This window comes from Palleronia salina, from assembly GCF_900141995.1.
GTDB classification, from domain to species: Bacteria; Pseudomonadota; Alphaproteobacteria; order Rhodobacterales; family Rhodobacteraceae; genus Palleronia; species Palleronia salina.
This window is the reverse complement of record NZ_FQZA01000007.1, coordinates 1-20,129: the sequence shown is the minus strand read 5'-3', so window position 1 is coordinate 20,129 and position 20,129 is coordinate 1. Positions and strand designations below refer to the sequence as shown.

21 protein-coding genes and 1 tRNA gene are annotated in these 20,129 nt (G+C 68.1%); 8 read left to right on the top strand and 14 right to left on the bottom strand.

Translation table 11 applies throughout. The features are described from left to right. Positions 1-21 precede the first annotated feature (21 nt). The gene (locus BUB76_RS18140) at positions 22-1,077 is read left to right on the top strand and encodes a glycosyltransferase family 4 protein (protein WP_073128965.1); all 1,056 of its coding nucleotides are present in this window, start codon (positions 22-24) and stop codon (positions 1,075-1,077) included. A gap of 54 nt (positions 1,078-1,131) precedes the next feature. Here the strand turns inward: BUB76_RS18140 and BUB76_RS11000 are convergent, their stop codons facing one another. Both BUB76_RS11000 and BUB76_RS10995 read right to left on the bottom strand, forming a co-directional pair. Further along, positions 1,132-1,872, bottom strand: a complete 741-nt coding sequence (locus BUB76_RS11000) for a glutamine amidotransferase (protein WP_073128842.1) — start codon at positions 1,870-1,872, stop codon at positions 1,132-1,134. After that, entirely contained in the window at positions 1,869-3,032 is a 1,164-nt protein-coding gene (locus tag BUB76_RS10995; protein WP_073128841.1) for a M20 aminoacylase family protein, read from the bottom strand. Before BUB76_RS10995 ends, BUB76_RS11000 begins: the two co-directional genes overlap by 4 nt. Before the next feature lie 121 nt (positions 3,033-3,153). Between BUB76_RS10995 and BUB76_RS10990 the strand changes: the two genes are divergently transcribed. Then, positions 3,154-4,536: an MATE family efflux transporter gene (locus BUB76_RS10990; RefSeq protein WP_073128840.1), complete on the top strand. Its 1,383-nt coding sequence runs from the start codon at positions 3,154-3,156 to the stop codon at positions 4,534-4,536. A 4-nt stretch (positions 4,537-4,540) separates the two neighbouring features. On the opposite strand, the gene BUB76_RS10985 is transcribed toward BUB76_RS10990, so the two are convergent. The 5 genes from BUB76_RS10985 to aceE all read right to left on the bottom strand — a co-directional run bounded on the left by BUB76_RS10985 (position 4,541) and on the right by aceE (position 12,449). After that, the gene (locus BUB76_RS10985; protein WP_073128839.1) at positions 4,541-5,821 is read right to left on the bottom strand and encodes a DUF3422 family protein; all 1,281 of its coding nucleotides are present in this window, start codon (positions 5,819-5,821) and stop codon (positions 4,541-4,543) included. Positions 5,822-5,940: 119 nt separating this feature from the next. Next, a complete protein-coding gene (locus BUB76_RS10980; protein WP_073128838.1) occupies positions 5,941-6,438 on the bottom strand; it encodes a phasin family protein in 498 nt (165 codons plus the stop codon). Positions 6,439-6,646: 208 nt separating this feature from the next. After that, complete coding sequence (gene lpdA, locus BUB76_RS10975; protein ID WP_073128837.1) at positions 6,647-8,410, bottom strand: dihydrolipoyl dehydrogenase; 1,764 nt, start codon at positions 8,408-8,410, stop codon at positions 6,647-6,649. Between the two features lie 15 nt (positions 8,411-8,425). Continuing rightward, positions 8,426-9,763 (bottom strand): 2-oxo acid dehydrogenase subunit E2, encoded by a 1,338-nt coding sequence (locus tag BUB76_RS10970; RefSeq protein WP_073128836.1) that lies wholly within the window; start codon positions 9,761-9,763, stop codon positions 8,426-8,428. A gap of 31 nt (positions 9,764-9,794) precedes the next feature. Further along, entirely contained in the window at positions 9,795-12,449 is a 2,655-nt protein-coding gene (aceE, locus tag BUB76_RS10965) for a pyruvate dehydrogenase (acetyl-transferring), homodimeric type (protein ID WP_073128835.1), read from the bottom strand. A gap of 325 nt (positions 12,450-12,774) precedes the next feature. On the opposite strand from aceE, the gene hisB reads away from it, so the two are divergent. Both hisB and hisH read left to right on the top strand, forming a co-directional pair. Continuing rightward, complete coding sequence (gene hisB, locus BUB76_RS10960) at positions 12,775-13,362, top strand: imidazoleglycerol-phosphate dehydratase HisB (RefSeq protein ID WP_073128834.1); 588 nt, start codon at positions 12,775-12,777, stop codon at positions 13,360-13,362. Positions 13,363-13,366: 4 nt separating this feature from the next. After that, positions 13,367-14,008, top strand: a complete 642-nt coding sequence (gene hisH / locus BUB76_RS10955) for an imidazole glycerol phosphate synthase subunit HisH (protein ID WP_073128833.1) — start codon at positions 13,367-13,369, stop codon at positions 14,006-14,008. A gap of 28 nt (positions 14,009-14,036) precedes the next feature. Here hisH and BUB76_RS10950 read toward each other — a convergent pair whose 3' ends face one another. From BUB76_RS10950 to BUB76_RS10940, 3 genes are all read right to left on the bottom strand, one after another. Further along, positions 14,037-14,279, bottom strand: a complete 243-nt coding sequence (locus tag BUB76_RS10950) for a hypothetical protein (RefSeq protein ID WP_073128832.1) — start codon at positions 14,277-14,279, stop codon at positions 14,037-14,039. 45 nt (positions 14,280-14,324) lie between these two features. After that, on the bottom strand, positions 14,325-15,140 hold the full coding sequence (locus BUB76_RS10945) for an alpha/beta fold hydrolase (protein ID WP_073128831.1): 816 nt from the start codon (positions 15,138-15,140) through the stop codon (positions 14,325-14,327). A gap of 78 nt (positions 15,141-15,218) precedes the next feature. Beyond that, positions 15,219-15,608, bottom strand: a complete 390-nt coding sequence (locus tag BUB76_RS10940) for a DUF2147 domain-containing protein (RefSeq protein WP_073128830.1) — start codon at positions 15,606-15,608, stop codon at positions 15,219-15,221. A 132-nt stretch (positions 15,609-15,740) separates the two neighbouring features. Here BUB76_RS10940 and hisA point away from each other — a divergent pair, with 132 nt between their 5' ends. Continuing rightward, a complete protein-coding gene (gene hisA / locus BUB76_RS10935; RefSeq protein ID WP_073128829.1) occupies positions 15,741-16,457 on the top strand; it encodes a 1-(5-phosphoribosyl)-5-[(5-phosphoribosylamino)methylideneamino]imidazole-4-carboxamide isomerase in 717 nt (238 codons plus the stop codon). 30 nt (positions 16,458-16,487) lie between these two features. On the opposite strand, the gene BUB76_RS17960 is transcribed toward hisA, so the two are convergent. Continuing rightward, positions 16,488-16,643: a hypothetical protein gene (locus tag BUB76_RS17960; RefSeq protein WP_175550299.1), complete on the bottom strand. Its 156-nt coding sequence runs from the start codon at positions 16,641-16,643 to the stop codon at positions 16,488-16,490. 112 nt (positions 16,644-16,755) lie between these two features. Further along, a complete protein-coding gene (locus BUB76_RS10930; protein WP_073128828.1) occupies positions 16,756-17,199 on the bottom strand; it encodes a DUF302 domain-containing protein in 444 nt (147 codons plus the stop codon). Between the two features lie 100 nt (positions 17,200-17,299). On the opposite strand from BUB76_RS10930, the gene hisF reads away from it, so the two are divergent. Together hisF and BUB76_RS10920 are read left to right on the top strand one after the other, a co-directional pair. Further along, positions 17,300-18,061: an imidazole glycerol phosphate synthase subunit HisF gene (gene hisF / locus BUB76_RS10925; protein ID WP_073128827.1), complete on the top strand. Its 762-nt coding sequence runs from the start codon at positions 17,300-17,302 to the stop codon at positions 18,059-18,061. Beyond that, the gene (locus BUB76_RS10920; RefSeq protein WP_073128826.1) at positions 18,058-18,366 is read left to right on the top strand and encodes a phosphoribosyl-ATP diphosphatase; all 309 of its coding nucleotides are present in this window, start codon (positions 18,058-18,060) and stop codon (positions 18,364-18,366) included. The genes hisF and BUB76_RS10920 overlap by 4 nt, the downstream gene beginning before the upstream one ends. Before the next feature lie 139 nt (positions 18,367-18,505). On the opposite strand, the gene BUB76_RS10915 is transcribed toward BUB76_RS10920, so the two are convergent. Continuing rightward, positions 18,506-18,970, bottom strand: a complete 465-nt coding sequence (locus BUB76_RS10915) for a CoA-binding protein (RefSeq protein ID WP_073128825.1) — start codon at positions 18,968-18,970, stop codon at positions 18,506-18,508. Positions 18,971-19,129: 159 nt separating this feature from the next. Next, a complete protein-coding gene (locus BUB76_RS10910; RefSeq protein ID WP_073128824.1) occupies positions 19,130-19,912 on the bottom strand; it encodes a TrmH family RNA methyltransferase in 783 nt (260 codons plus the stop codon). 86 nt (positions 19,913-19,998) lie between these two features. Here BUB76_RS10910 and BUB76_RS17955 point away from each other — a divergent pair. Continuing rightward, positions 19,999-20,082: transfer RNA gene (locus BUB76_RS17955), tRNA-Tyr, on the top strand. Positions 20,083-20,129: the final 47 nt, after the last annotated feature.

Genomic DNA, 20,129 nt, shown 5'->3' with positions numbered 1-20,129 from the left:
GTGGCGGACGAGCTTCGCGGGCTGGCGGCCCGCCCGTCCGAGACCGCGCCGCCGGTCGTCCTGGCCCCGAATTTCAAGCGCCGGCTCTCGGGCGTGACCGCCACGGTGGTGCGACTGGTGCCGCTTCAGGCCCGCCAGATCGCCATCCGCGCCACCGCCCCCGCCCTGCCCGACCACGTTCCGCAGATCCCGCTCTGGCGGTTGCCGCTTCTGCCCCGGCGGGTGCGCCGTGTCTGGCATGCGCGCCGCAATGTCGAGATGATCGGCGGCCTCGCCCTGCGCCACCTGCTGCGCAAGCGGATGGCGTTGCTGTTCACGTCGGCCTCGCAGCGGCGACATACCGGGCTGACCAAGTGGCTGATCGCGCGCATGGACGCCGTGGTGGCGACGTCGGACAAGACCGCCGCCTATCTCGACCGGCCCGCCAGCGTCATCCGCCACGGGATCGACACGGACGCCTTCACCCCCGCCCCGGACCGCACCGCGCTGCGGCAGCGGCTGGGCCTGCCGGACGGACTGCTGATCGGCTGCTTCGGGCGCATCCGAAGCTCCAAGGGCACGGACCTGTTCGTCGACGCGATGATCGCGGTCCTGCCCGCGCATCCCGACGCCACCGCGCTGGTCATGGGCCGCGCGACCGAGAAGGACCGCGCCTTCCTGCAGGACCTGAAGGCGCGCGTGGAGGCCGCCGGCCTGTCCGGGCGCATCCTCTTCCCGCCCGAAGTTCCGGTGCACGAGATCGCCGACCATTACGCCGCGCTCGACCTCTACGTCGCGCCCCAGCGGTGGGAAGGCTTCGGCCTGACCCCGCTCGAGGCCATGGCCTGCGGCGTGCCGGTGATCGCGACCACGGTCGGCGCCTTCGACGAACTGGTGGTGGACGGCCAGACTGGCGCGCTGGTGCCGCCCGGGGAGGCGTCGGTCATCGCCGACGCCGTGCGCACGGCCCTGTCCGACCGCGACCGGCTGGCGCAGCTGGGCGCCGCCGCCCGCACCCATGTCCGCGCGCACTTCACCCTGCAATCCGAGGCGGACGCGCTGATCGCGATCTACCGCGACCTGCTGCGCCGCGCCTGAGGAAAAACGCGCCCCGGCCTCATCACTGGTCTACAAATACTCATATCCCACGCCTCAGGCCCCGCGATACCGCCGGACGAAGTTGGCGAGGATCCGGTGCGACGCGTCCACCGGCCCTGCGGCGGCAAGGGCCTTCAGCCGCTCGGCCTCGGACGGCTCGAAATAGCCGCGGTCGGCATAGACATCGATGCGCAGGGCAAAGCTGGCGGCGTCGGCCTCGGGGTGGAACTGCGTGGCATAGACGTTGCGCCCGTGGCGGATCATCTGGAACGGGCAGTCCGGCCCCTCGACCAGATGCGCGCAGCTCGGCGGAAGGGCCTGCACCGCCTCCTTGTGGGCCACCAGCGCGCCGAAACGGTCGGGCACACCTTCGAGCAGTGGATCGGCGCGGCCCGCATCGGTCACACGGCAATCGGTCACCGACACGCCCTCGCCCCAGCGGTCCTTCGAGACCGGGCCGCCCAGGAAATCGGCCAGCGCCCCGATCCCGTAGCAACAGCCGAGAAACGGCAGGTCGCGCGCGCAGATATCGACCAGCAGCGCGCGCAGCCCTTCGACGATGCGGGTCTCGGGCGCGCTGCGAGTCGAGGGATCGTCGGAGACGCAGGCGGGCCCGCCGCCCATGATGATCGCGCCGACATCGTCCAGCGACAGGCCGTCCGGCAGGCCGTCGCGTTCCAGCCGCACGCGCAACGTGTCGTCCCCGGTCAAGCCGCCGCGGCGCAGGATCGCGTCGTATTCCTCGTCGGCCGCCAAGTCCTCGGGGCGGCCCTGGAGGATCAGGACCGGCTTCACGCCGCCGGCAGTCGCTGTTCCACGATGCCGGCCCACCACGAGCAGCCAGCGGGGATCGCGTCATCGGTGAAATCATATTCGGGGTGGTGGACCGGCGCGGTATCGCCATTGCCCACGAGGATGTAGGCGCCCGGCCGCTCCTCGAGCATGAAGGCGAAATCTTCGCCCCCCATGACCAGTGGCGCATGCGCGCAGTCTCCGGCCACCGAGGCGGCGACCTGCGCCGCGAAATCGGTCTGGTCGGGATGGTTCACCATCACCGGGTAGTTGCGGTCGTAATCCACCCGCGCCACGGCGCCGAAGCCCGCCGCCACGCTTTCGGCCAGCTGGCTCAGCCGGGTCTGCGCCAGGTCGCGCATGGCGGGGCTCAGCGTGCGCACGGTGCCCTTCAGCGCCACCGATCCGGGGATCACGTTGAAGGCCTTGGACGAGGATTCGACCGAGGTGACCGACACCACGATCTGTTCCACCGGGTCGGCGTTGCGCGACGCGATGGACTGGATCGCCGAGACGATCTGCGCGGCACAGACGATGGGGTCGACCGTTTCGTGCGGCTTGGCGGCGTGGCCGCCCTGCCCGTCCACCACGATGTCGAACACGTCCGTGGCGGCGAAGAAGGGCCCGGGGCGGATCGCGAACTGGCCCACGGGGATGCCGGGCCAGTTGTGCATGCCGTAGACCTCCTCGATGTTCCAGCGTTCCATGATGCCGTCGCGGCACATCTCGCGCCCGCCGCCGCCGCCCTCTTCGGCGGGCTGGAAGATCACGGCGACGCGGCCGTCGAAATTGCGTGTCTCGGCCAGGTATTTCGCGGCGCCCAGCAGCATGGCGGTGTGACCGTCGTGGCCGCAGGCATGCATCGCGCCGTCGGTGGTCGAGGCATAGGGCTTGCCCGTCGCCTCGCGGATCGGGAGTGCATCCATGTCCGCGCGCAGCCCGATCGTGCGGCCCGAGGCGTTGGTCTTGCCTTCGATGATGCCGACAACGCCGGTGCGGCCCAGACCGGTGGCCACTTCGTCGCACCCGAAGGCCTGAAGCCGCTCGGCCACCAGCGCGGCGGTGCGGTGCGTATCGAACAGGATCTCGGGATGGGCGTGCAGATCCTGCCGCCAGGCGGTGATTTCGGGCAACATTTCGGCGAAACGGTTCTTGATGGGCATGGGGGGCTCCTGTCGGCTTGGCGCGCAGGATGGGACAGGCGCGGCCGGGCCACAAGACCCGCGGCTTGCCTGCGACGGCGCCGCCGCTAGCTCCGCAAGAACACGCGGCACGGGATACGGCATGGCGAAGGGCGACAGGGATCTCACGACGGGATCGGTGCGATGGGCAGTGGTGGGCACATCGGCCCCCATGGTCGTGGGCATCTTCGGCGTGATCGCCGTGGGGCTGGCCGACGCGTTCTTCCTGGGGAAGGTCGGCCAGGCGCAGCTGGCCGCCGTCGGCTTCTTCTTCCCCGTCGCCACGGCGATCACGTCGCTGTCCATCGGGCTGTCGGCGGGCAGCAACGCGGCGCTGAGCCAGGGGATCGGGCGCGCCGATGGCGACGGCGCCGTCAACCGCGTGGCCTTCCACGCGCTGGGACTGGGCATCGCGATCGGCGTGATCACGGCCCTCGTCCTGTGGCTTCTGCTCAACCCGATCTTTTCGCTGCTGGGCGCGGCGGACCGCACCCTGCCCGAGATCCGCGCCTACATGGGGTGGTGGCTGATGTCCTTCCCGCTGCTGGTGATCTCGATGCAGCTGGGCGCCATGTTCCGGGCGCACGGGAACGCGGTCACGGCGTCGATCATCATGTCGGGGCAATCGGTCTTCAACATCGCGATCGATCCGCTGCTGATCTTCGGGATGTGGGGCCTGCCCGCGATGGGCACCGGCGGCGCGGGACTGGCCACGTTCCTCGCGCGGCTGCTGGCCGTCCTGTTCGGCCTGGCCTGGGCCTTGCGCAGCGGGCACCTGACGCTGTGCGCCGATCCGTTGAAGAACCTGTGGACCAGCGCGCGCCAGATCTTGGGCGTGGGGCTGCCGGCCGCGTTTTCGAACGCGATCAACCCCATGGGCATGGCCGCGGTCACGGCGGCCGTGGCGACGCTGGGCGACGCGGCGGTGGCGGGGTTCGGCGCGGCCACGCGGATCCAGACGCTGGCGCTGGTGCCGATGCTGGCGCTGAGCTCGGGGATCGGGCCGGTGATCGGCCAGAACTGGGGCGCCGACCGGCAGGACCGCGCGGGCGCCGCCATGCGCTTCACCTTCCTGCTGTGCATAGTTTACGGCGCGGCCCTGGCGGCGTTGTTGCTGCTGTTCGGCGATGTCTTCGCCGGGGCCATCGCCTCGGGCGAGGAAGACGCGCAGATCGCAACGACCTACCTGCATATCGCGGGGCTGTCGCTGTTCGGCTACGGCATGATGGTCACGGCGAACGCGGCGATGAACGCCCGGTCGCGGGCCACGGTCTCCATGGGGCTGAGCCTCGGGCGGATCCTGCTGGTCTATATCCCGCTGGCCTGGGCGCTGGTGGGGGTCATGGGGTTCACCGGCATCGCCGTCGCGGCCGCGGTGGCCAACGTGGCGGCGGCGCTGGCCGCGCTGGTGGCGGCCCGCTGGACCGGCATCCTGTCGCTGGACCTGCCCGGCGTCCCCGTCCCCAGCGCGCGCCCGGCCGAGTGAGCGCCTACTCGATCGCGTTGCGAATGCGGCGGACCAGCGCCCAGACGGCCAGCACCACCAGCGGGACCAGGATTGCCGTGCCGATCGCCTTGGACACGCCGATCGCGGCGAAGATGGGCGCCGCGACATACAGCACCAGGTTCAGCGCGTAATAGCTGATCGCCACCACCGACAGGCCTTCGACCGTGCGTTGCAGCCGCAGTTGCAGGTCGGCCCGGCGATCCATGCTTTCCAGCAGATCCTGGTTCTGGGCCGAGCGTTCGACATCGACCCGGGTGCGCAGCAATTCTCCCGCGCGCAGGGCGCGTTCGGACATTTCCTGCAACCGCCCGCGCGTCGCGGTGACGGTGCGCATGGCCGGGTCGAACCGGCGCATCATGAATTCGCCGATGGTCTGGCGGCCCTCGAACGCCTCTTCTCGCAGGACCTTCACCCTCTGGTTCACCAGCGCCTCGTAAGCGCCGGTGGCGCCGAACCGGAACGAGGTCTGGGCGAGGATGGTTTCGAGCTCGGCCGAGACGCCCAGCAGCGCCTTCAGCGTCGCCTCGGGGCGGGCATTGTCGCCGGTCATGTCGTCCATCAGGCGCGTCAGGTCCCGGTCGAGCTGCCCCAGCTTGGCGGACAGGCTGCGCACGCGGGCGAGGCCCAGCATGGACATGGTCTTGTAGGTCTCGATCTCGCACAGGCGCTGCACGATGCGACCCACGCGGCGGTTGCCGATATCGGGCTTGGTGAAGACCGCCATCCGCATATGCCCCGTCGTGTCGATGCGGAAGTCGCTGGCGATCAGGGCGCTGCGGTCCAGGACCTCGGAGGCGGCCAGGCTTTCGGGCACGAACCACTTGGCCAGCCGATCACGCACCGTGTCGTCGTCGGGCCTTTCCTCGACCCGGATCAGCGCCGAGGTGATGCGCGCCCCCGGCGCGTCGGCCAGCCAGTCGTTCGGAAAGACGTCGAAGATGCCGCTGTCGAACGGTTTCTCGGCCACGCCGTCGCCGAAGATCGTGTAGGTCACGAACTCGGTATGTTGCTCCCATTTCAGCTCGTACCGGCCGATCTGTCCGAACCAATGGGTGGCGTCGGCCTTGGGGTGCTGGGCGCCGAAGCGGTCGAGCAGCGCGACCAGGTGGTCGCGGTCGGCGGTGCGGTCGCGTCCGGCGGCGTTCTCGGGCGCCTTGATCGCGAGATAGGCGGCGAAACACGGCGCGCTGAGCGACGGGAAAGGCCGCGCGTGAAGTTCGTTGGCCAGCGCGTAACGCAGCGGATGATCGTTGATGGACGCCATGGGAAACCTCGCGCGGACTTGCGCCACGCTAGCCCCTGGAACGCAAAAGGGAAACGCTGAATGTGCAGCGTTTCCCGATATTTAGCGGAATACGTCGGTATACTGCCGACGCGGAAGCCTCAGGATTTCTTGGCCTGAGCCGCCGCCTTCTTGGCCGTTTCCTCGACCTTGCTGACGGCTTCCTTCATCTGGCCCTGGGCCTGCTTGAAGGCTTCTTCGTTGGCGTTGCGGGCGTCCTCGGCCATCTTGCGCATCATCTTCAGCGCTTCTTCCACCGCGTCGTTCATGGCGGCGGTCTTGGCCTTCATCTGTTCGGGGCCGGTATTCGCCTCGATCCACTCGTATTGCTGGCGGGCGGCATCGGTCATCTTGTCGAAGATTTCCATCTGCTTATCCAGCAGGCCCTTGTAGGCCTCGGCGGCCGACTTGTTGGCCTCGGCCATGGCGTCGAAATTGCGCTGGTTGGCCTTGATGACGTCTTCCATGTCGAACATCTGGCCCTTGGGCTGCTGCTGGAACATGCTCATCATGTTCTGCGGATCCCACATCTTGCGCATTTCCTCGGGATCGAAGGCTTTCATCCAGGGATTCATGTCGAAGGGATTGTTCTGTGCCATGGGGCGTCTCCTCTCGTTGCGGGGTCGGGGCGCACCGGGCGGCACGCCCCCTCACTGTATCTTATGAGCTTACCTAGCGTGAACCGGTCCGGTTTCAATCGGCACGCTATTTCGAAACCCTTTGTTTTCAGGAACATCCGGGCTGAACGGGCAACACGGACACCCGAAGCGAAACGGCCGCGGAAGGGATCCGCGGCCGTCTCGAGTCTCATTTCTTCTTCGGCGGCATGAGGTCCGTGATGGTGCCCTCGAACATCTCGGCCGCGAAGTTCACCGTCTCGGACAGTGTCGGGTGCGGGTGGATGGTGTGGCCCAAGTCCACCGCGTCGGACCCCATCTCGATGGCCAGCGCCACCTCGGAGATCAGGTCGCCCGCGTTGGTGCCGACGATGGCGCCGCCGATCACCCGGTCATCCTCGGGGTCGAAGATCAGCTTGGTCATCCCCTCGGACCGGCCGTTGGCCAGCGCCCGGCCGGACGCGGCCCAGGGGAACACGCCCTTGTGGATCTTGCGGCCTTCCTTCTTGGCCTGCTCCTCGGTCACGCCGCACCACGCCACCTCGGGGTCGGTATAGGCCACCGAGGGGATGATGCGGGCGTCGAAGGCGCGTTTCTCGCCGCAGACGACCTCGGCCGCGACCTTGCCCTCGTGCACCGCCTTGTGCGCCAGCATGGGCTGGCCGACCACGTCGCCGATGGCGAAGATATGATCCACGTTGGTGCGCTGCTGGTGGTCCACGTTGATGAAGCCGCGGTCGCTGACCTTCACGCCGGCCTTGTCGGCGGCGCAGGACGCGCCCAGCGGGCGACGGCCCACTGCGACCAGCATCTTGTCGAACATCTCGCTGCTCGACTCGCCCTTCTCGTCCTCGAAGGTGACCTTCAGCCCGTTCTTCTGGGCCTTCACGTCCGTGACCTTGGTCTTCAGCTTGATGGATTTCAGCCGCTTCTCCATGCGCTTGGACAGGGGCTTCACGATGTCCTTGTCGGCGCCGGGCAGGATCTGGTCCATCATCTCGACCACGGTCACCTCGGAGCCCAGGGCCTCGTAGACGGTCGCCATCTCGAACCCGATGATGCCGCCGCCAAGGACGCACATCTTCTTGGGAATGTTGGACAGCTCCAGCGCGCCGGTGCTGTCGACGATGCGTTCGTCGTCGTGGGGAATGAACGGCAGCTCGACCGGGGTGGAGCCCACGGCGATGATGCACTGGTCGAAGGTCACGGTCTTCTGGCCATCATCGGTCGACACGCTGATCGAGTTCGCGCCCGAGAATTCGCCCCAGCCGGTCACGATCTGCACCTTGCGCTGCTTCGACAGCCCCGCAAGGCCGCCGGTCAGCTGCTTGACCACGCCGTCCTTCCAGGACCGCAGGTTGTCCAGCTCGATCTCGGGGCGCTTGAAGGCCAGGCCGTGCGACGACATCTCTTCGGTCTCGGTGATGACCTTGGCCGCATGCAGCAGGGCCTTCGACGGGATGCAGCCCACGTTCAGGCAGACGCCGCCGATGGTGGAATAACGCTCGATCAGGATGACCGACTTGCCCAGGTCCGCGGCGCGGAAGGCGGCCGTGTAGCCGCCCGGCCCCGAGCCCAGCACGACCAGGTCGGCATGCATGTCGCCCGATCCGGCCTTGGTGCCCGACGCGGCCTTGGGCGCGGGCGTGTCGTCCTGCTTGGGCGTCTCGGCCTTCTCGGCGGGCTTGTCGTCGCCGCCCCCGCCACCGCCGGAGCCTTCGTCTGCGCCCTCGAACACCATGATCAGGTCGCCTTCGGAAACGGTGTCGCCTTCCTTGACCTTGATCTCTTTCACGACGCCGGCCTGCGGGCTCGGCACCTCCATCGTGGCCTTGTCGGATTCCAGCTCGATCAGCGGGTCCTCGGCCTCGACCTTGTCGCCAACGCTGACCAGCACGGCAACGATGGGCACATCGGTGAAATCCCCGATGTCGGGAAGTTTGATATCAGCCATGTCTCGCTTCCCTCTTTACAGCATCAACCGGCGGGGGTCCGCCATGAGATAGGCCAGGCGCGCCGCGAACTTGGCGGCCAGCGCCCCGTCGATGGCGCGGTGGTCGTAGCTGAGGCTCATGGGCAGGGTCTTCTGCGGCACGAACTTCTCGCCGTCCCAGATGGGCTTCATCCAGTACTTGGTCAGGCCCAGGATCGCGACCTCGGGCGCGTTGACGATGGGGGTGAAGCTGGTGCCGCCGATGCCGCCCAGGGACGAGATGGTGAAGGTCGCACCCTTCATGTCGTCGCCCTTCAGCTTGCCGTCGCGCGCGGCGGCGCTGAGGCTGCCGAGCTCTTTCGAGATCTCGACGATGCCCTTCTTGTCGGCGTCCTTGATGACCGGCACCATCAGCCCGTTCGGCGTGTCCGCGGCGAAACCGATGTTGTAGTAGTGCTTGCGGATCAGCTTGTCGCCATCGGGGTGGAGCGAGCTGTTGAACTGCCAGTGCGTCTTCAGCGCGCTGACGCTGGCCTTCACCACGAAGGACAGCAGCGTGACGCGGTAGCCCTCGTTCTTGGCCTGGGTGTCCAGCTCCTTGCGGTAATCGTCGGTGACCGAGATATCCGCGTCCTCGTTGTGGGTGACATGCGGGATGTTCAGCCACGACCGGTGCAGCGCGGGGCCCGAGATCTTCTGGATCCGGGTCATCTCGACATTCTCGACCTCGCCGAACTTCGAGAAGTCCTGCGCCGGGATCGGCGGGATGCCCATGCCCCCCTGCGCGGCCTGCCCGGCGCTGGCGCCCGACGGCGCGGCCTGGGATTTCAGCGCCTTCTCGACATCCTCGCGCAGGATGCGGCCCTTGCGGCCGGACCCGTTCACCTGCCGCAGGTCCACGTCCACCCGGCGGGCGAAGGCGCGCACGCTGGGCGAGGCGTGGAATTTCGAGCTTCCGGTGTCGACCACGGTGTTGGACGACTGGGCGTTCGACGCGGGCGCGGCGCTCTGACCCTTCTGGTCGCCGTCGCCATAGCCCTCCTGGCCGCCACCGGAGGCCTCGGCGGGCTTGTCCTTGCCGCCGCTGTCGGCCTCGGCCTTGTCGTCGCCGCCGCCGGAATCGTCACCGCCGCCGGCGCCCTCTTCCTCGAGCAGAAGGATCACGGTGCCCTCGGAGGCGCTGTCGCCCTCGCTGAGCTTCATCTCGACGACCTTGCCCGCGTGCGAGCTGGGCACTTCCATGGTGGCCTTGTCGGACTCCAGCTCGATCAGCGGGTCTTCCTTCGCGACGGTATCGCCGACGCTGACCAGAACGGCCACGACGGGAACGTCATCGAAATCGCCGATATCGGGAACTTTAACTTCTGTTGCCATTGTTCTTCTGTCTCCTCGTTATCGGTCGACTTCAGGCCAGCCGCGGGTTGGGCTTGCCGCCGTCGATCTCGTATTTCTTCAACGCTTTTTCCATGTCGGCCTTGGTGACCCTGCCCTGCTTGAACAGCTCGTGCATGGCCGCCGCCGCGATGTGGTTCGCGTCGACCTCGAAGAAGCGGCGCAGGTTCACGCGGCTGTCGGACCGGCCGAACCCGTCGGTGCCCAGCACCGTGTAGGGCTGCTCGACGAAGCCGCGGATCTGTTCCGCGAAGTTCTTCATGTAGTCGGTCGCCGCCACGATCGGTCCTTTGGCGTTGGTGAGCGTCTGGGTGACATACGGCACCTTGGGCTCGGCGAAGGGGTTCAGGCGGTTGTGGCGGGCGCAGTCCTGCCCGTCGCGGGCCAGCTCGGTGAAGGACGTCGCCGACCAGATGTCGCTGGTTACGCCGAAATCCTCCTTCAGCATCTCGGCCGCCTTGATCACCTGCACCAGGATCGTGCCCGACCCCATCAGGTTCACGTGCTTCTTGCCGGGCTTGTCGGTCTTGCGGAAGCGGTAGAGCCCCTTGAGGATCCCCTCCTCGCTGCCCATGGGCATCTCGGGGTGGTGATAGTTCTCGTTCATCAGGGTGATGTAGAAGTAGACATCCTCCTGGTCCGCGAACATCCGCTTCAGGCCCGACTGCACGATGGTCGCCACCTCGTAGCTGAAGGTGGGGTCGTAGCTGATGCAGTTCGGCACGGTCGAGCTCAGGATGTGGCTGTGCCCGTCCTCGTGCTGAAGACCCTCGCCGTTCAGGGTGGTCCGCCCGGCCGTGCCGCCCAGCATGAAGCCGCGCGCGCGGCTGTCGCCGGCGGCCCAGGCCAGGTCGCCGATCCGCTGGAAGCCGAACATCGAGTAGTAGATGTAGAACGGGATCATCGGCACGCCGTGGGTCGAATACGACGTGGCCGCCGCGATCCAGTCGGCCATGGCACCTGCTTCGTTGATGCCTTCCTGGAGCACCTGACCTTCCAGAGCCTCCTTGTAGTAGGACATCTGGTCCCGGTCCTCGGGCGTGTAGTTCTGCCCCAGCGGGTTGTAGATGCCGACCGAGCGGAACAGACCCTCCATCCCGAAGGTGCGGGATTCGTCGGGCACGATGGGCACGACGCGTTCGCCGATCTTCTTGTCGCGCAGCAGCGTGGTCAGCACGCGCACGAAGGCCATGGTCGAGCTGAATTCGCGGTCACCGCTGTCCTTCAGCTCGCGCGAGAAGGCGTCGAGCGACGGCACCTCGAGCGACGGGCTGTCGGTGAAGCGCGCGGGAAACGGACCGCCCAGGTCCTTGCGGCGGTCGGCCAGGTAGGCCTTCTGCGCGTTGTTGAGCGTGATGAACGGCGCCTTCTTGGCGTCCTCGTCGCTCAGGTCGATCTTGAAGCGGTCGCGGAAGGCCAGAAGCTGTTCCTCGTCCAGCTTCTTCTGCTGGTGGGTGGTGTTCTGCCCCTCGCCGGCCTTGCCCATGCCATAGCCCTTGACCGTCTTGATCAGCAGGCAGGTGGGGCGGTCCTTGACCTCGGTCGCGCGCTTGTAGGCGGTATAGACCTTCTGCGGGTCGTGCCCGCCGCGGCGCAGGTTCCAGATCTGTTCGTCGGTCCAGTCCTCGACCAGTTCCGCCGTCTCGGGATACTTGCCGAAGAAGTGCTCGCGGATATAGGCGCCATCCTTCGAGCGGAAGGTCTGGTAGTCGCCGTCCAGCGTCTCGTCCATGAGCTGGCGCAGCTTGCCCGAGGTGTCACGCTCCAGCAGATCGTCCCAGCCACGGCCCCAGAGCGTCTTGATGACCTCCCAGCCGGCGCCGCGGAAACTGCCCTCGAGCTCCTGCACGATCTTGTGGTTGCCGCGCACCGGGCCGTCGAGCCGCTGCAGGTTGCAGTTGATGACGAAGATCAGGTTGTCCAGCTTCTCGCGCGCGGCGAGGTTGATGGCGCCAAGGCTTTCGGGTTCGTCCATCTCGCCGTCGCCGAGGAAGCACCAGACCTTGCGGTCCGCAGCGTCGATCAGGCCGCGGTTGTGCATGTATTTCATGAACCGCGCCTGGTAGATCGCCATGAGCGGGCCAAGCCCCATGGAGACGGTGGGGAACTGCCAGTAATCCGGCATCAGCCAGGGGTGCGGGTAGGACGACAGCCCGTTGCCCGCGACCTCCGAGCGGAAATTGATCAGCTCGTCTTCCGAGATGCGGCCTTCCATGAAGGACCGGGCATAGATGCCGGGGATGATGTGGCCCTGGAAGAAGACGAGATCCCCGCCGTGGATGGACGACTTGGCGCGCCAGAAGTGGTTCAGGCCGATGTCGTACATGGCCGCCGAGGACGCGAAGCTGGCGATGTGACCGCCGTATTCCGACGATTCCTTGTTGCGGCGCACCACGGTCGCCATGGCGTTCCAGCGGTTGATGGAGCGGATGCGCTTTTCCATCTCGGCGTCGCCGGGGATTTCCAGCAGCTCGTCGGCGGGAATGGTGTTCTGGTAGGGCGTGGTCGACGAGAAGGGCAGCTGCGCGCCGTGGGCGCGGGCCTGTGACACGGCCTTGTCCAGAAGGAAATGCGCACGGTCGGGGCCGTCGCGGGCGATGACGTCCTCGATCGCCTCCTGCCATTCCTGGGATTCTACGGGGTCGATATCCGATTGGCCGTCTTTCATAGTCTCATCCCTTCGCGTTCGTACCGTGGGAGAGATCGGGCGCTGTGGGTGGCAGGCGGCGCAGTGGCAGCTTGCTCTCCCGACGCCAGGACGCCTCCCGTCGGCCTGGTAATGTCGCCTAGTGGCTAGCTAGACCTTAGTCCGGAGCAGTCCAACGCGACACCGAGGGTTTGTGCAACCCCGTCATGTCACTAGGTAAACCCGAACACCGGGCGGATGTCATCTAATTGCGCCGGTTTTTTCCGTGCGGCGCGGCGAGGCTTTTCAGCCGGCGCCATCGCGCCTATAGCCGGGCTGAGACCCGACCCTGGCGAAAGGCCGCAAGATGCGCAGCGCTTCGATCACCCGCAAGACCTCGGAAACCGACATCACCGTGATGGTCGACCTCGACGGCACCGGATCCTACGACATGGAGACCGGCGTGGGTTTCTTCGACCACATGCTGGACCAGCTGGCGCGCCATTCGCTGATCGACATGAAGATCAAGGCGACCGGGGACCTGCATATCGACGACCACCACACGGTCGAGGACGTGGGCATCGCGCTGGGCCAGGCGCTGGCCAAGGCGCTGGGCGACAAGCGCGGCATCGCGCGCTACGGCCAGTGCGCGCTGCCCATGGACGACGCGCAGGTGATGTGCGCGCTGGACCTGTCGGGCCGGGCCTGGCTGGGCTGGAACGTCGCCTTCCCCACCCAGAAGATCGGCGCCTTCGACACCGAGCTGGTGCGCGAGTTCTTCCAGGCGTTCAGCACCCATGGCGGCATCACGCTGCACCTGGACATGGTGCGCGGCATCAACAGCCACCACATCGCCGAGGCCGCGTTCAAGGCCACCGCCCGCGCCCTGCGCCAGGCGGTCGAGGCCGATCCGCGCAAGGCCAATGCCGTGCCCTCGACCAAGGGCGCGCTCTGACCCCATGCTCACCGTCCTGATCGACACCGACAGCGGCAACCTGCATTCGGCCGAGAAGGCCTTCCAGCGCATGGCGCGCGAAACCGATGGCGGCCAGGTGCTGGTCTCGTCCCGCCCCGAGGACGTGGCCCGCGCCGACCGCGTGGTGCTGCCGGGCGACGGCGCCTTCCCGGCCTGCCGCGCCGCGCTGGTGCGCGACCGCTCCGCCCTGCACGAGGCGCTGCTGGAAACGGTCGAGGAGCGCGGCCGCCCGTTCCTGGGCATCTGCGTGGGCATGCAGCTGATGGCGCAGCGAGGGTTCGAGTACCGCGAGACCGAGGGCCTGGGCTGGATCGACGCGGACGTCGTCGCGATCGACCCCGGCGACGCCGCGCTGAAGGTGCCGCATATGGGCTGGAACGACCTGGTTATCGACCGGCCCCACCCCGTGCTGGACGGGCTGGAAACCAGCGATCACGCCTATTTCGTGCACTCGTACCACATGGCCATGCGCGACCCGGCGCAGCGGCTGGCCCATTGCGATTACGGCACCGACATCACCGCCGTGGTCGCCCATGGCACCCGGGTCGGCACGCAGTTCCACCCCGAGAAAAGCCAATCGGCCGGGCTGCGCCTGATCGCGAATTTCCTGGCCTGGACCCCCTGAGGCCCGCGCGGGGCTGGTCCCCAGGGCCTCAGCCGCAGCGAAAGACGTGGCGCACGGTCCTGCGTGCGGTGTCCCGCGTCGCGATATGGGTCGCACCGCCCTGCCCCCGCGCCCGGCACCTGCGCGCGGCCGCGTCCCGGCTGGCCGATCCCGGATCCGGCGTGGACAGGTAGGTGTCGACCATCACCGTGTGGCCCGCATCGGTGCCGTCAACGGACCCGCAGGCGGCAAGAATGATCAACGGCAGCAGGGCAGACGGGGCGTATCGCATGACCCCATCCTGCCCCGCGATCGCTGACAAACCGTGAACGCGACCTCAGCCCTTCAGGAACTCCAGCAGGTCGGCGTTCAGCCGCTCGGCATGGGTCGCCGTCAGGCCGTGGGGCGCGCCCTCGTATTCCTTCAGGGTGGACTGCTCGATCAGCTCGGCCGCCTGCCGGGCCGACACGTCGATGGGCACGATCTCGTCCCCCGTTCCGTGGACGATCAGCACGGGCACGTCGATCTTGCGCGCGTCCTCGCGCAGGTCCGTGGTCCCGAACGCGTCGATGCAGTCGATCGTGGCCTTGGGGCTGGCCATCATCGCCATGTTGAAGGTCCAGTCGAGCATGCCCTCGCTGACCCCGCCCGCATCGGTCCCGTTGCCGAAGAAGTTGGGAAAGAAGTCGCGCATGAACTGCGGCCGGTCGGTGCGCACGCCGTCCTTCATCCCCTGGAACGCGTCGGCCGGGACGCCCTTGGGGTTGTCTCCGGTCTTGGCCATGTAGGGCACGATGGACGCGATCAGCGCGGCGCTGCGCAGCCGCGCGGTGCCGTGGCGCGTCATGTAGCGGGCGACCTCGCCGCCCCCCATGGAAAAGCCCACGATGGTCACGTCTCGCAGGTCGAGCGTGCGGATGATCGACGCCAGGTCATCGGCCATGGTGTCGTAGTCGTAGCCCTTGCAGGCCTGGCCCGACCGGCCGAACCCGCGCCGGTCGTAGCTGATGACGCGGAAGCCGGCCTCGAGCAGGGCCAGGGCCTGCGCCTCCCACGCGTCAGCGTTCAGCGGCCAGCCGTGGATCAGGATGACCGGGCGGCCCGACCCCCAGTCCTTGACGTAAAGGTCGATCTTGTCGGCAGTCTGGATCATCGGCACGGGTGGCGTCCTCCTTCGCTGTGTCGCGCTTGAAGACGACCTAGCCCCGTGCCGGGTCTCAGCCAGCCTTGCTCAGTTCGCCCGGGCCCAGGTCTGCCCGCGGCAGACCACCAGGACGCAGCCCTCGACCTTCAGCGAATTGCCCGAAAGCTGCATCTTAGAGTTGTAGGTCTTGTCGCGGTCCGGGGCCCAGATCTTGCCGCCGGTGAAGGACCCGCCGCCCTGGGGCGTCATGTCCCAGACGATGCGCCGGCCCACGTTCGGCGACTGGATCTGGCGGCCGTCGGGGCCGTAGGCCGCCGAGATCACGCCGCAATAATCGCCACCGCAAGGCGAAATCGTCACGAGCGCGAAGTTGCCGTTGTCGTCGGCCTGCGTGCGCCACTGGCCGCTGACGTCCTGGGCATGCGCGGCCCCGGCCAGGCCCAGCGTGGCGATGGCGGCGAGAATGGTCTTTTTCATGGTATCTCCTCCCGAAAGACTGCGCCGACGATGCGCAGCACCCGCGCGCCACGCAACACTGACGTTGGGTCTGTTGCATGCCTTCGCCGCTGCGGGCAAAAGCGCGGTGAAATCGCCACAGGAGCCCGCGCCATGATCCTCTACCCCGCCATCGACCTGAAGGACGGCGCCTGCGTAAGGCTCCTGCGTGGCGACATGGAGGCGGCGACCGTCTTCGGCGAGGATCCGGCCGCGCAGGCGCAAAGCTTCGTGGCCGCCGGATGCGAATGGCTCCACCTCGTGGACCTGAACGGCGCGTTCGAGGGCCGGCCGGTGAACGCCGCGGCGGTCGAATCGATCCTTGCCGCGGTCGACGTCCCCGCGCAGCTGGGCGGCGGCATCCGCGACATGGCGACCATCGAGGCGTGGCTCGACCGCGGCCTGGCGCGCGTGATCCTCGGGACCGTGGCGGTCGAGAACCCCGACCTTGTGCGCGAGGCGGCGCGCGCCTTCCCGGGCAAGGTCGCCGTGGGGCTCGACGCGCGCAACGGCCGCGTGGCCACGCGCGGCTGGGCGACCGAGACCGACATGCAGGTGACCGACCTGGCGAAATCCTTCGAGGACGCGGGCGTCGCCGCGATCATCTACACCGATATCGACCGTGACGGCGCCATGCAGGGGCCGAACGTGGCCGCCACCGCCGCGCTGGCCCGCGCGGTCGAGATGCCGGTCATCGCCTCGGGCGGCGTGTCGTCCATGGACGACCTTCTGGCCCTGCGCGACACCGGCGTCATCGCGGGCGCGATCTCGGGCCGCGCGCTTTACGACGGCGCGCTGGACCTGTCGCAGGCCATCGCGGCGCTGGGCTGAGGGCCCCGCGCCGCGACAGGCCGGCCGGACCTACTCGGTCTCGGCCTCGCCTTCTTCGGTCTCCTCCATCTGGCCGGTCTCGGCCCCGGTGTCCTCGGGTTCGGCCTCCTCTTCCTGGCAGGCGGCCAGCCCGAGGAAGGCGGCAAGCGTCATCATGGGGATCAGGGGAATCGTGCGCAGGGTCATGGCGGCATCCTTTCCGGTCATGCGCCGCGCCGGGAATGGCACGGCCTGACCTTGAGGTGGGGCGCCGACCCGACCCTGCGAGGCCCCGTCGGAACGCTCGGCGCCGAGACGCCTATTCGCCAGCCGCGACGGACGAAAAATTGCCGAGCGCGCCTTCCATCCGCTTCAGAACCTCCAGGTCCTCCACGGCGTCAAGCTCATCGAAGGTCTCCTCGACCTCCTCGTAGGCGACCCAGGTCTGCCCGTCGCCATCGGCATAGACCAGGATCTTCAGCGGCAGGTGCAGCCCCGCCAGCGGGTCGGCCTGCATGGCGGGCGTGCCCAGAATCGGGTTGCCGAAGATCAAGAGCTGGCTGTCGGGCAGGTCCATGTCCACCGACGCCGCCCCGGCGCCGTGGTCGATGGTGGCGAACACGGTCGCCCCCGCCTCCTCCACCGCGGCGGTCAGACGCTCCATGGCCTCCGGGACCGAGCCCTCCGCCTGCATCCGCTGGTAGTCGGCCAGGGCGGGCGTCGCGGCCAGCAGGGCCCCGAGGACCGGGATAAGTCTGCGCATGGTTGCTCCTCCAGGTTGCGGTTCCAGACGGTACGTAGCCCGCGCCAGACCGGTCGATCGGCCACTGGCACAAACGTGATGCCCGCGCTAGAAGCGGGCCATGCTCAAGACCCGGATCATCCCCTGTCTCGATGTCGCCGATGGCCGCGTGGTCAAGGGCGTGAACTTCGTCGACCTGCGCGACGCGGGCGACCCGGTGGACGCGGCAATCGCCTATGACGCGGCCGGCGCGGACGAGCTGTGTTTCCTCGACATCCACGCCACGCACGAGAACCGCGGCACCATGTTCGACCTGGTCACGCGGACGGCCGAGCACTGCTTCATGCCGCTGACCATCGGCGGCGGCGTGCGCACCGCCGACGACGTGCGCAACCTGCTGCTGGCGGGCGCCGACAAGGTCAGCTTCAACTCGGCCGCCGTGGCGAACCCCGACGTGGTGTCCGAAGCCGCCGACCGCTTCGGCTCGCAATGCATCGTGGTGGCCATCGACGCCAAGGCGGTGTCCGAGGACCGGTGGGAGATCTTCACCCATGGCGGCCGCCGCCCCACCGGCATCGACGCGGTGGAATTCGCCCGCACCGTGGTGGCCAAGGGCGCGGGCGAGATCCTGTTGACCTCGATGGACCGCGACGGCACGCGGGCCGGGTTCAACCTGCCCATGACCCGCGCGATCAGCGACGCGGTCTCGGTGCCGGTCATCGCCTCGGGCGGGGTGGGCACGCTCGACCACCTGGTCGAAGGGGTGACCAAGGGCGGCGCGTCGGCGGTGCTGGCCGCCTCGATCTTCCATTTCGGCGACTATTCCATCGCCGAGGCCAAGGCCCACATGGCCGCCGCCGGCATCCCCATGAGGCTGACATGAGCGCGCTGCACGATCTCGCCGCCACCATCGCCGCCCGCAAGGAGGCCGATCCCGACAGCTCGTGGACGGCGAAGCTCCTGTCGAAGGGTCCCGAGAAATGCGCCGAAAAGTTCGGTGAGGAGGCGGTCGAGGCGATCATCGAGGCCGTGAAGGGCGACCGCGACCGCCTGGCATCCGAGGCCGCCGACGCGCTCTATCACCTGCTGGTCATGTGCGCCGCCCGCGACGTGAGCCTTGCCGATATCGAGGCCGAACTCGCCCGGCGCCAGTCGCAATCCGGACTCGCCGAAAAAGCCGCGCGCTGAACGCCGGATCACGGCCGCGGCGCCAGCAACTGCAAATATCGCAAAGCCGGGGAAAACCCCGGCTTCATCTTTCCCGAAATACCTCCGGGGGAGTCCGCGCAGCGGACGGGGGCGGCGCCCCCGTGACCGGTCCGACGCCCTACCGCCGCTTGGACGAGATCACCCCGGTCGCGAAGCCGCCCATGCGCAATTCGCCGAACAGGCGCTGGTACTCGATCTTGGGGCAGCGGTTCATCACCACCTCGATCCCCCGCGCCCGCGCCTTCGCGGCGGCCCCCTCATGCTGCACGCCGATCTGCATCCAGATCACCCTGAGATCGGGCATGACCTCCAGCGCCTCGTCGACGATCTCGGGCACGAATTCCGAGCGGCGGAAGACGTCGAGCATCTGCACCCCCGCGGGCAGGTCCGACAGGCTCGACAGGACCTCGCGCCCGAAAATCCGCTGCCCCGCGGCCACCGGGTTCACCGGATGCACGGTGAAGCCGCGCAAGCTCAGGTAGCGGGCCACGAAATAGCTGGGGCGCACCGGGTTGGGCGAGACGCCGAGGCAGGCGACGGTCTTGGTGCCAGTCAGGATCCGTTTGAGGTCACTGTCATCCATGCCGGCACCTTCGACAAAAAAGCGCCCGTGGCGCAAGGCCCGGGCGCGAGTTTCGGAACGAGGGACAGTGACAGGTCACCCGAGGTTCCGGATCGGGTGCCATGGGATAAACGTGGGAATCACCGCCCGGTTGCACCAGATCCGGTCGCGCGAGTGTGATCACCGCGCGATTCGCGTGGCATAAAGCGCCACGGCCGCCGCGTTCGACACGTTCAGCGACCCGAAGCCTCCGGCCGCGTCGATCCGCACCAGCCCATGACACAGCTCCCGCGTGCGCGCGCGCAGCCCGGGCCCCTCGGCCCCCATCACCAGGCCCAGCGGCCGGTCGTGGTATTGCGCCGCCGCGTCGGCGATCGAGGTCTCGGCCTCCCCGTCCAGCCCCAGGAGGATCACGCCGGATTTCGCAAGCTCGGTCATGGTGTTGCCCAGGTTGCCCACGCGCAGGTAGGGCTGGCGCTCCAATGCGCCCGAGGCCGTCTTGGCCAGCGCGCCGGTTTCCGGCGCCGCGTGGCGGGCGGGAGCGATCACCGCCGTGGCGCCGAACACCTCGGCCGAGCGCAGGATGGCGCCCACGTTGTGCGGGTCGCTCACCCGGTCCAGCAGCACCAGCCGCGGCGGCCCCTCGGCCCGCGCCAGCAGATCGTCGAGCGGCCCCCAGTCCAGCGGCCGCACCTCGAGCGCCGCGCCCTGGTGCACCGATCCGGGGTCGAGCGGCGCGGGGAACTTGCGCGGATCCCCGATCTCGGGCGTCATCTCCGACGCGGCGATGGCGTCGCCCAGCCGCTCCTCGGCGTTGCGCGTGACCACCAGCCGCAGCTTCTGGCGGGCGGGGTTCAGCAGCGCGTCGCGCACCGCGTGCAGCCCGAAAAGCCACAGGGTGGAGCGTGCCGCCTCGCGCCGCGCCCGCTCCTTCTCGATGATGCGTTGGGGTTTCCTGGCCATGGGGCGGTGATGCGGGCCAATCGCACCGAAGACAAGCGAATTTCGCCTTGACCCTCCCGCGGCGCGGCGATACCTCGGCGCACGTTGGGCGACAGGCCGCAAGGTGTGGCAGGGGACTGTAACTCCCTCGCGGAGACGCACGCCTGGTTCGATTCCAGGGTCGCCCACCAACTTCCCCCCTTACACGACCATTCGCGGCATTTAGCCTCCTCGCTTT